Annotated in this window: 11 protein-coding genes; 10 read left to right on the top strand and 1 reads right to left on the bottom strand. The window is 70.9% G+C overall.

Translation table 11 applies throughout. The features are described from left to right. Positions 1 to 66: 66 nt before the first annotated feature. Positions 67 to 1,299, top strand: a complete 1,233-nt coding sequence (locus tag AMK29_RS26015) for an arginine deiminase (RefSeq protein ID WP_073817566.1) — start codon at positions 67 to 69, stop codon at positions 1,297 to 1,299. Between the two features lie 206 nt (positions 1,300 to 1,505). Further along, positions 1,506 to 2,516 (top strand): ornithine carbamoyltransferase, encoded by a 1,011-nt coding sequence (gene argF / locus AMK29_RS26010; protein WP_073817565.1) that lies wholly within the window; start codon positions 1,506 to 1,508, stop codon positions 2,514 to 2,516. Positions 2,517 to 2,543: 27 nt separating this feature from the next. Here the strand turns inward: argF and AMK29_RS26005 are convergent, their stop codons facing one another. Beyond that, positions 2,544 to 3,032, bottom strand: coding sequence for an ATP-binding protein (locus AMK29_RS26005; RefSeq protein WP_073817563.1), 489 nt, complete (start codon positions 3,030 to 3,032; stop codon positions 2,544 to 2,546). 245 nt (positions 3,033 to 3,277) lie between these two features. Between AMK29_RS26005 and AMK29_RS26000 the strand changes: the two genes are divergently transcribed. From AMK29_RS26000 to AMK29_RS25965, 8 genes are all read left to right on the top strand, one after another. After that, the gene (locus AMK29_RS26000) at positions 3,278 to 4,105 is read left to right on the top strand and encodes an enoyl-CoA hydratase family protein (RefSeq protein WP_073817561.1); all 828 of its coding nucleotides are present in this window, start codon (positions 3,278 to 3,280) and stop codon (positions 4,103 to 4,105) included. Beyond that, a complete protein-coding gene (locus AMK29_RS25995) occupies positions 4,090 to 6,360 on the top strand; it encodes a bifunctional salicylyl-CoA 5-hydroxylase/oxidoreductase (RefSeq protein ID WP_073817559.1) in 2,271 nt (756 codons plus the stop codon). Before AMK29_RS26000 ends, AMK29_RS25995 begins: the two co-directional genes overlap by 16 nt. A 108-nt stretch (positions 6,361 to 6,468) precedes the next feature. Beyond that, entirely contained in the window at positions 6,469 to 7,461 is a 993-nt protein-coding gene (locus AMK29_RS25990) for a helix-turn-helix domain-containing protein (RefSeq protein ID WP_073817558.1), read from the top strand. A gap of 294 nt (positions 7,462 to 7,755) precedes the next feature. Beyond that, entirely contained in the window at positions 7,756 to 8,271 is a 516-nt protein-coding gene (locus AMK29_RS25985) for an RICIN domain-containing protein (protein ID WP_073817555.1), read from the top strand. A gap of 46 nt (positions 8,272 to 8,317) precedes the next feature. Continuing rightward, on the top strand, positions 8,318 to 8,827 hold the full coding sequence (locus AMK29_RS25980) for an RICIN domain-containing protein (protein ID WP_073817554.1): 510 nt from the start codon (positions 8,318 to 8,320) through the stop codon (positions 8,825 to 8,827). A gap of 30 nt (positions 8,828 to 8,857) precedes the next feature. Then, the gene (locus AMK29_RS25975) at positions 8,858 to 9,376 is read left to right on the top strand and encodes an RICIN domain-containing protein (protein WP_073817551.1); all 519 of its coding nucleotides are present in this window, start codon (positions 8,858 to 8,860) and stop codon (positions 9,374 to 9,376) included. 29 nt (positions 9,377 to 9,405) lie between these two features. Continuing rightward, complete coding sequence (locus AMK29_RS25970; protein WP_158071358.1) at positions 9,406 to 9,924, top strand: RICIN domain-containing protein; 519 nt, start codon at positions 9,406 to 9,408, stop codon at positions 9,922 to 9,924. Positions 9,925 to 9,954: 30 nt separating this feature from the next. Continuing rightward, positions 9,955 to 10,479, top strand: a complete 525-nt coding sequence (locus AMK29_RS25965) for an RICIN domain-containing protein (RefSeq protein ID WP_073817549.1) — start codon at positions 9,955 to 9,957, stop codon at positions 10,477 to 10,479. Positions 10,480 to 10,500 lie beyond the last annotated feature (21 nt).

Below are 10,500 nucleotides of genomic sequence, written 5' to 3'. Positions count from 1 at the left end.
GCGGCGGCCACCCCCGCCTCGTCCGAAACGCAGGCCACGGCGGGCCGGCTCCGTCAGGATGGGCGCATGGGATTCCACGTCGATTCCGAGACCGGGCGGCTGCGCCGCGTCATCCTGCACCGGCCCGATCTGGAGCTGAAGCGGCTCACCCCCAGTAACAAGGACGCCCTCCTCTTCGACGACGTCCTGTGGGTGCGCCGGGCCCGGCAGGAGCACGACGGGTTCGCGGACGTGCTGCGGGACCGGGGGGTGGAGGTGCACCTCTTCGGGGACCTGCTGAGCGAGGCCCTGGAGGTGCCGGCCGCCCGCGCGCTGGTGCTGGACCGGGTCTTCGACGAGAAGGAGTACGGGCCGCTCGCCACCGACCACCTCCGGGCCGCGTTCGACTCGCTGGACGCGGTCGCGCTGAGGGAGGCGCTGGTGGGCGGGATGACGAAGCGGGAGTTCCTGGTGGCGCACCGCGAGCCGACCTCGGTCCGTTTCCACGCCCTGGACCTGGACGACTTCCTCCTCGGTCCGCTGCCGAACCACCTCTTCACCCGGGACACCTCGGCGTGGATCTACGACGGCGTCTCGATCAACGCGATGCGCTGGCCGGCCCGGCAGCGCGAGACCGTCCACTTCGAGGCGATCTACAAGCACCACCCGCTCTTCACCGGCGCCGAGGCGGGGGCCTTCCACCACTGGTCGGAGGGGCAGGCCGACTATCCGTCGACGATCGAGGGCGGGGACGTCCTCGTCATCGGCAACGGCGCCGTGCTCATCGGAATGAGCGAGCGGACGACGCCGCAGGCGGTGGAGATGCTGGCCCGGGGCATGTTCGCGGCCGGTTCGGCGCGCACGATCATCGCGCTCGACATGCCGAAGCGGCGGGCGTTCATGCACCTGGACACGGTGATGACGATGGTCGACCAGGACACGTTCACGCAGTACGCGGGGCTCGGGATGCTCCGCTCGTACACGATCGAGCCGGGGGACGAGGGGCAGTCGCTGCGGGTGACCGACCATCCCCCGGAGCACATGCACCGCGCCATCGCGGAGGCGCTCGGGCTGCAGGAGATCCGTGTCCTGACGGCGACGCAGGACGTGCACGCGGCCGAGCGGGAACAGTGGGACGACGGGTGCAACGTGCTCGCCGTGGAGCCGGGCGTGGTCGTCGCGTACGAGCGGAACGCCACCACCAACACGCATCTGCGGAAGCAGGGCATCGAGGTGATCGAGATCCCCGGCAGCGAACTGGGCCGGGGGAGGGGCGGCCCGCGCTGTATGAGCTGCCCGGTGGAGCGCGACGCGGTCTGACGGAACCGGGAGCGGCTCGGAGGGAGGGCTCTCGGGGAGCTCCACCGGCGGGCTGCTACGGGGGTGCCACGGAGGGCTGCCCCAGAGGCTGCCACACAAGGCTGTATAGAAATGTCGAAGTGCGTATACACTTCCAGCGTCCCCGACCGTCGTCCCCGACCGTCGTCCCCGACCGTCCCACGACCGTACCCATAGGAGCGCGACCCATGGCCACAGACCTCATCGGCCGCCACTTCCTCAAGGAGCTGGACTTCACCGCCGAGGAGTTCCGCGCCCTGGTCGCGCTCGCGGCCGAGCTCAAGGCCGCCAAGAAGGCGGGCACCGAGGTCCAGCGGCTGCGCGGCAGGAACATCGCCCTGATCTTCGAGAAGACCTCGACCCGCACGCGCTGCGCCTTCGAGGTCGCCGCCGCCGACCAGGGCGCCTCCACCACCTACCTGGACCCCTCCGGCTCCCAGATGGGGCACAAGGAGTCGGTCAAGGACACCGCCCGCGTCCTCGGCCGGATGTTCGACGCCATCGAGTACCGGGGCGACAGCCAGGCCACGGTCGAGGAGCTCGCCGCCTTCGCGGGCGTCCCCGTCTTCAACGGGCTCACCGACGACTGGCACCCCACCCAGATGCTCGCCGACGTGCTCACCATGACCGAGCACACGGACAAGCCGCTGGACCGGATCACCTTCGCCTACCTCGGCGACGCCCGGATGAACATGGGCAACTCCTACGTGGTCACCGCCGCGCTGCTCGGCATGGACGTACGGATCGTCGCCCCGCGGGCGTACTGGCCGGCCGATGACGTCGTCGCCGCCGCCCGCAAGCTCGCCGAAGTCAGCGGCGCCACGGTCACGCTCACCGAGGACGTGACGGACGGTGTCCGGGGCGCCGACTTCGTGGCCACGGACGTCTGGGTCTCCATGGGGGAGCCCAAGGAGGTCTGGGACGAGCGGATCGCCGCCCTCGCCCCCTACTCCGTGACCATGGACGTGCTGCGCGCCACCGGGAACCCCGACGTCAGGTTCCTGCACTGCCTGCCGGCCTTCCACGACCTCGGCACGGCGGTCGGGCGGGACATCTACGCCCGGCACGGCCTGACCGAGCTGGAATGCTCCGACGAGGTCTTCGAGTCGGCCCACTCCGTCGTCTTCGACGAGGCCGAGAACCGGCTGCACACCATCAAGGCGGTCATGGTCGCCACGCTGGCCGGCCCGGCGGCGTGATCCCGCGCCCCGCGCGCGCGTGCCCGGTCACGGCAGAGGGCGGCGCTGGGCCGGTATCCCCGGCAGGGTGAACCAGACCGCCTTGCCGTGGGGGGTGGGGCGGTGCCCGCAGTCGCTGCTGAGCGCGCGGATGAGCAGCAGACCGCGGCCGTGCTCCTGCCAGGGGTCGACCTCGGTCCCCGGCTCGGGGCAGACCAGCTCGCCGGCGCGGCTGGGCTCGGAGTCGTGGACCTCGATCTGGCAGCCGCCCGGCCCGGGGAACAGTTCCACGACGAGTTCGATGGGGCCGCGGCCGCCGGTGTGCTCGACGGCGTTGGCGACGAGCTCGGCGGTGAGGAGTTCCGCCGTGTCGCGGTCGGGACCCCCGGCGGCCCGGGGGTCGATGTCGGTGAGCGCGTCGCGGATCAGGGCGCGGGCGATCGGCACGGCGGCCGTGGTGTGCGGCAGTCGGACGCGCCAGGAGGCGGGAGGGCCGGTCGTGGGCCCGGCGGCTTCCGGTCCGGTGGCTTCGGGCATGGAGGGCAGGGCTCCCTTCGCCGAGTGGGGGCGGGTGGGGGTGGAGTGCGAGGGGTGGGGGATCCCGAGACGTCCTGGTTTCCACCCTACGATCTGGAATTCCTGATTCCAGAGGCGCCCCTCCCTCGGCGGAAGGGACCTCCGTCACACCGGGCCAGGGCCTTGGATCCCTCCTCTATCGCGTAGTCGTGACGACAGTCACAGTACGGTGATACCCTCCGAGCGGAGGAAGGAGGCCCTTCCCGATGAGCCCTTTCACCGGCTCCACCCCCCGCACCGCGGACTGGCGCCATCTGCGCCTCGACATCGACCGGGGCGTCGCCACCGTCACCCTCGCCCGCCCCGCGAAACTCAACGCCCTCACCTTCGGCGCCTACGCCGACCTGCGCGACCTCCTCGCCGAGCTCTCCCGCGAGCGGACCGTCCGCGCCCTCGTCCTCGACGGCGAGGGCCGGGGCTTCTGCTCCGGCGGTGACGTCGACGAGATCATCGGCGCCACCCTCTCCCTCGACACCGCCCAGCTCCTCGACTTCAACCGGATGACCGGCCAGGTCGTGCGGGCCCTGCGCGAGTGCCCCTTCCCGGTCGTCGCCGCCCTCCACGGCGTCGCCGCCGGCGCCGGGGCCGTCCTCGCCCTCGCCGCCGACTTCCGGATCGCCGACCCCACCACCCGGTTCGCCTTCCTCTTCACCCGGGTCGGCCTCTCCGGCGGCGACATGGGCGCGGCCTATCTGCTGCCCCGGGTCGTCGGACTCGGCCACGCCACCCGGCTCCTCATGCTGGGCGAACCCGTCCACGCCGACGAGGCCGAACGCATCGGCCTGCTCTCCGAGCTCACCGAGGAGGGCCGTGCGGCCGAGCGGGCCACCGCCCTCGCCCGCCGCCTCGCCGACGGCCCCGCCCTCGCCCTCGCCCAGACGAAGGCCCTGCTCACCGCCGAACTCGACATGCCGCTCGCCGCCTCGATCGAGATGGACGCGGCCACCCAGGCCCTCCTGATGAACGGCGCCGACTACGCCGAGTTCCACGCGGCCTTCACCGAGAAACGCCCCCCGAAATGGCGGGGCCGCTAGCCGTGGCCCGGCCGTCGAGGATCGCCGTCGTCGGGGGTGGGCCCGGCGGGCTCTACGCCGCGGTCCTGCTCAAACGGCTCGACCCCGGCCGCGACGTGACCGTCTGGGAGCGGAACGCGCCCTCGGACACCTTCGGTTTCGGCGTGGTCCTCTCCGACGAGACCCTCGGCGGCATCCGGGACGCCGACCCCGTCGTCCACGAGGCGCTCCGCCGCGATCTCGTCCGCTGGGACGACATCGACATCGTCCACCGCGGCCACCGCACCCGCTCCACCGGCCACGGCTTCGCCGCCCTCGGCCGCCGCCGCCTCCTGGAGATCCTCCACGCCCGCTGCACCGACCTGGGCGTACGGCTCCGCTTCCGCACCGAGGCCCCGCCCGCCGAGGTCCTCGCCGCCGGTCACGACCTGGTCGTCGCCGCCGACGGCGTGCACAGCCGCACCCGCGAGGCCCACGCCGCGCACTTCCGCCCCACGGTCACCACCCACCGCTGCCGCTACATCTGGCTCGCCGCGGACTTCGCCTTCGACGCCTTCCGCTTCGAGATCGCCGAGACCGAGTACGGCGTGATGCAGCTGCACGCCTACCCGTACGAGGCCGGCGCCTCCACCGCCATCGTCGAGATGCGCGAGGAGGTCTGGCGGGCGGCCGGATTCCACGAGCTCGACGAGGCCGAGTCCACCGCCCGCTGCGCGAAGATCTTCGCCGAGGCGCTCGGCGGCCGCGAACTCCGCGCGAACAACTCCGCCTGGACCGCCTTCCGCACCGTCGTCAACCAACGGTGGTCGTACGGCAACACCGTGCTCATCGGCGACGCCGCCCACACCGCGCACTTCTCCATCGGCTCCGGCACCAGACTGGCCGTCGAGGACGCCCTGGCCCTGGCGCACAGCGTCGACGGGCACCCCGCCCTCGCGGACGCCCTCACCGCCTACGAGACGGAGCGCCGTCCCGTCGTCGCGTCCACCCAGCGCGCGGCCGCCGCCAGCCTCCACTGGTTCGAGGAGCTCGCGGGCCGCGTCGACCGGCCGCCCCGCCGGTTCGCCTTCGACCTGCTGACCCGCAGCCGCCGCGTCACCCACGCCAACCTGCGGCTCCGCGACCCGGCCCTCACCAGTGCCGTCGAACGCGACTTCGGCTGCCCGCCCGGCACCCCGCCCATGTTCACGCCGTTCCGGCTCCGCGGCCTCACCCTGCGCAACAGGATCCTCGTCTCCCCGATGGACCTGTACGTCGCCGAGGACGGCGTCCCCGGCGACTTCCACCTCGTCCACCTGGGCGCCAGAGCCCTCGGCGGCGCCGGACTCGTCATGACCGAGATGGTCTGCGTGAGCCCCGAGGGACGGATCACCCCCGGCTGCACCGGCCTCTGGTCCGACACCCAGGCCGCCGCCTGGCGCAGGATCACCACCTTCGTCCACGCCCAGGCGCCCGGCACCGCGCTCGGCGTCCAGCTCGGCCACTCCGGCCGCAAAGGCTCCACCCGGCGCATGTGGGAGGGCATCGACCAGCCCCTCCCCGAGGGCAACTGGCCCCTCGTCGCCGCCTCCCCCCTGCCGTACCGGCCGGGCGTCAACCAGACCCCCCGCGCCCTCGACCGCGCCGGGCTCACGGCCGTCCGCGAGGAGTTCACGGCAGCCGCCCGGAGGGCCGCCCGCTGCGACTTCGACCTCCTCGAACTGCACTGCGCCCACGGCTACCTGCTCTCCGGCTTCCTCTCCCCCCTCACCAACCACCGCACCGACGCGTACGGCGGCGACCTCTACAGCCGGCTGCGCTTCCCGCTCGAGGTCTTCGACGCCGTACGGGAGGTGTGGCCCGACGAGCGCCCCCTGACCGTCCGGATCTCGGCCACCGACTGGGCCGAGGGCGGCACCACCGACGAGGAGGCCGTCGCCGTCGCCCGCGCCTTCGCGGACCACGGCGCCGACGCCATCGACGTCTCCACCGGCCAGGTCGTCGCCGACGAGACCCCCGCCTACGGCCGCTCCTACCAGACCCCGTACGCCGACCGGATCCGCAACGAGGTGGGCATACCCGTCGTCGCCGTCGGCGCGATCTCCTCGTGGGACGACGTCAACTCCCTGCTGCTCGCCGGCCGCGCCGACCTCTGCGCCCTGGCCCGCCCGCACCTCTACGACCCCCACTGGACCCTGCACGCCGCGGTCGAACAGGGCTACGAGGGCCCGGCCGCGCCCTGGCCCGCCCCGTACCGCGCGGGCCGCCGCCCACCCCCCACGGGCCGTGGCACCTGAGTCTGTCGTGAAGTCTCATAATGATCATGGCGCGACGGGGGTGAAACATGGCGGTGCGACGGCCGGTCAAGGCTGGAGCTCCGCCACGTCGAGGCGTGGGGGATCGTTATGGAACTGCCGGTGGCGTCGGATGCTGTCGGGGCACGTGAGAGCAAGTTCGACTGGTTCTGCGAGACGGTGTCGACCGATGTGATGCCCATCGCGCTCAGCACCCGCAACGCGGCCGACTTCCGGGCGAGCATCACAGACCTGGATCTCGGCGTGGTGCGGCTGTCTGTCGTGGCCTGCTCACCCGTGATATCACGCCGCACCTCGTCCCATGTCCGGCGCGGCGATCCCGAGCACCTGCAACTGGCGCTCGTCACTCAGGGGTCCTTGAGGATCTCCCAGCGGCGCAACGAGTCGGTGGTCGCGGGGGGACTCGTACTCACGGACACCTCACGACCGAGTGAGGGGACATGCGTGGGCGGGCAGATCGAGTCGGTGGTCATGCAGATTCCCCGTCAGGCCGTGGCGTTGCGCCCGGACCGGATGGACTGCCTCCTCGCGCGGAGCATGGCCGCGGACACGGGGTCCGGGGCGATCCTCGCCGGCTTCCTGAGGACGCTGCTCTCGCACGCCCCGGCCTGTCGCCCGGAGGAGTTGCGCGGGATGGGGTCCGTCGCCCTCGACCTGGCCACGGCGTTCCTCGCTCGGCAGCTCGGTGACCCCGGCCAGGCGCATGGCGAGGCCCGTGCGCAGGAGACCCTGCAGCGGATTCACCGCTTCATCGAGAACAATCTCGGCGACCCGGGGCTGACTCCCCAGATGATCGCGGATCGGCACAACATGTCCCTGCGACGTCTCTACGTCCTCTTCGGCGACCAGCCCCTGACCCTCGCGGCACACATCCGCCGAAGCCGGCTGGAGCGCGCCCACGCCGACCTCGCGCGCGAAGACCTGAACGGTCAGCCCGTTCAGGCGATCGCCGCGCGCTGGGGCTTCTCGAGCGCCACCGGTTTCAGCCGGGGATTCCGCGAGGCCTACGGGATCACCCCCACCGAACACCGTGCGCGCCTGCGTTCCCGGACACCGTCCAAGGGCGGCCGGGGCCGGGGGTGACACCCCCCGGGTGACACCCCCCGGCGCCTCGGCATGCCCTCGGACGGTCTGCACGGAATATCGAATAACCGTGCACGAATCGCACAGTCGCGGCGCCGTCGGGCGGGTTTAATCGGTTCCGGACAGTCAGCAGCGGCACGCCGAGCGTCACGACCGGGAAGTTCCTGCTGTCGCCGGGTCTGGTTCTGACCCCGCGCCATCAACGCCTTGTCGACAGGGTTGAAGAGATGGCGCCGCTTTGTCCCATGTGGACCAAAAAATCAATCTTGATTGTACGTATGAGGGGATATTTCCGTGCGCCTGTCCATCGCCAAGTCCGTCCGCCGCGCCCTGGGCGCCGCCGGCGGCGCGCTGCTCATCTCGATGGCGCTGCCCACCGCGTCCGCCACCGCCGCCGACCTGAACGAGTGGTACTGGCTCGCCAACTGGAACAGCGCCAAGTGCCTCGAGGTGGGCGGCTGGTCCACGGCCAACGGGGCCGGTGTCAACCAGTGGGCCTGCCACGACGGCAACAACCAGAAGTGGAAGGGCATCCCCTACGGTCAGGGCCGGCTCATCTACAACGCGCACAGCGGCAAGTGCCTGGAGGTCAAGGGCTGGTCCACGGCCAACGGTGCCCAGATCGGCCAGTGGGACTGCCACGGCGGCGCCAACCAGCAGTGGAAGTCGGAGGTCCTGGGCGAGGGTGTCCTGCTCCTGACCAACGTGCACAGCGGCAAGTGCCTGGAGATCGGCGGCTGGAGAACCGACAACGGCGCCCCGGCCACCCAGTGGGACTGCCACCGGGGCGACAACCAGGTCTGGGCCTGACCTCTTCCCCTCCCTCGCTCGCGATCTCGTCCTCCAGGAGAACACCATGCGCTTCACGACTGCCAAGAACCTCCGCCGCGCCCTGGGTGCCGCCGGCGGCGCCCTGCTGATCTCGCTCGCCCTGCCCACTTCCCCCGCTGCCGCCCTCGGCCTGTCCTGGGACACGGTGGTCAACCTCAACAGCAACAAGTGTCTGGAGGTGGGCGGCTGGTCCACCGCCGACGGCGCCGGCGTCAACCAGTGGGACTGCCACGACGGCGACAACCAGAAGTGGCTCGCCGTCCCCTACGGCGGCGGAAACCTCATCTACAACAAGAACAGCGGCAAGTGCCTGGAGGTGAAGGGCTGGTCCACGGCCAACGGTGCCCAGATCGGCCAGTGGGACTGCCACGGCGGCGCCAACCAGCAGTGGAAGGTGCACCAGGGCTACCACCACTTCGCCCTGATCAACGTGAACAGCGGCAAGTGCCTGGAGATAGGCGGCTGGCGCGGCGACAACGGTGCCCCGGCCACCCAGTGGGACTGCCACTGGGGCGAGAACCAGTTCTGGTCCTAGACCACACCGTCGTCCCGCAAGGAGAACACCATGCGATCCAAGGCAGCCAAGAACCTCCGCCGCACCCTGGGCGCCGCCGGCGGCGCCCTGCTCGTCTCCCTCGCCCTGCCCACTTCCCCCGCCGCCGCCGTGAACCTGTCCCAGTGGCGTTGGCTGTCCAACCTCAACAGCAGCAAGTGCCTGGAGGTGGGCGGTTGGTCCACCGCCAACGGCGCCGGCGTCAACCAGTGGGACTGCCACGTCGGTGCCAACCAGTCCTGGGCGGGGACCCCCTACGGGAGCGGCTACCTCATCTACAACAGCAACAGCGGCAAGTGCCTGGAGGTCAAGGGCTGGTCCAAGGCCAACGGCGCCGCCATCGGCCAGTGGGACTGCCACGGCGGTGTCAACCAGCAGTGGATGGTGCGCTTCGAAGGCGCCGGCGACATCGCGACTTTGGTCAACGTGAACAGCGGCAAGTGCCTGGAGATCAACGGCTGGCGCACCGACAACGGCGCCCCGGCCACCCAGTGGGACTGCCACGGCGGCCTGAACCAGGACTGGTACTAGACCACACCGCCACCCGCCAGGAGAACACCGTGCGATTCAAGACGGCCAAGAACCTCCGCCGCACCCTGGGTGCGGCCGTGGGCGCCCTGCTCATCTCCCTCGCCCTGCCCGCTTCACCCGCTGCCGCCGCCCTCGACCTGTCGCGGTCGGACCTGATCATCAACATCAACAGCAACAAGTGCCTGGAAGTCGCCGGCTGGTCCACCGCCAACGGAGCCGGTGTCGGCCAATGGGACTGCCACACGGGTGCCAACCAGAAATGGACCGGGAGCTTCTACGGAAGCGGCTACCTCATCTACAACCTGAACAGCGGCAAGTGCCTGGAGGTCAAGGGCTGGTCCACGGCCAACGGCGCCGAGGTCGGCCAGTGGGACTGCCACGGCGGCGCCAACCAGCAGTGGTCCATGCAGTACGCGGGCGAACGCATCGTCACCCTCGTCAACGTTCACAGCGGCAAGTGCCTCGAGATAGGCGGCTGGCGCACCGACAACGGCGCCCCGGCCACCCAGTGGGACTGCCACAAGGGCCTCAACCAGTACTGGTACTAGTCCGTACCCGCAGCCTCAAGGAGAACACCCATGCGATTCAGAACTGCCAAGAACCTCCGCCGCGCCCTGGGCGCCGCCGGCGGCGCCCTGCTGATCACAGTGGGCCTGCCCGCCTCGCCCGCGGCGGCCGTCGTCGACCTGTCACGGTGGAACCTCTTGGCCAGTTACAACACCGGCAAGTGCCTGGAAGTGGGCGGTTGGTCCACCGCCAACGGAGCCGGTGTCAACCAGTGGGCCTGCCACGTCGGGAACAACCAGCTGTGGATGGGCGTGCCGCACGGCTCAGGGCAGCTCATCTACAACAAGAACAGTGGCAAGTGCCTGGAGGTCAAGGGCTGGTCCACGGCCAACGGGGCCCAGATCGGCCAGTGGGACTGCCACGGCGGCGCCAACCAGCAGTGGAACGTCTACGAGGCGGACGGCGAGGACAGGACGTCCATCCTCGTCAACGTGAACAGCGGCAAGTGCCTCGAGATAGGCGGCTGGCGCACCGACAACGGCGCCCCGGCCACCCAGTGGGACTGCCACTGGGGCGACAACCAGACCTGGTACTGACCCGCCCGGTCCGGGACCTCG

The organism is Streptomyces sp. CB02261, assembly GCF_001905665.1.
In the GTDB taxonomy this organism is placed as follows: domain Bacteria; phylum Actinomycetota; class Actinomycetes; order Streptomycetales; family Streptomycetaceae; genus Streptomyces.
Note: the sequence above shows the minus strand (reverse complement) of the source record. Positions and strands in the feature narration are given on the sequence as shown.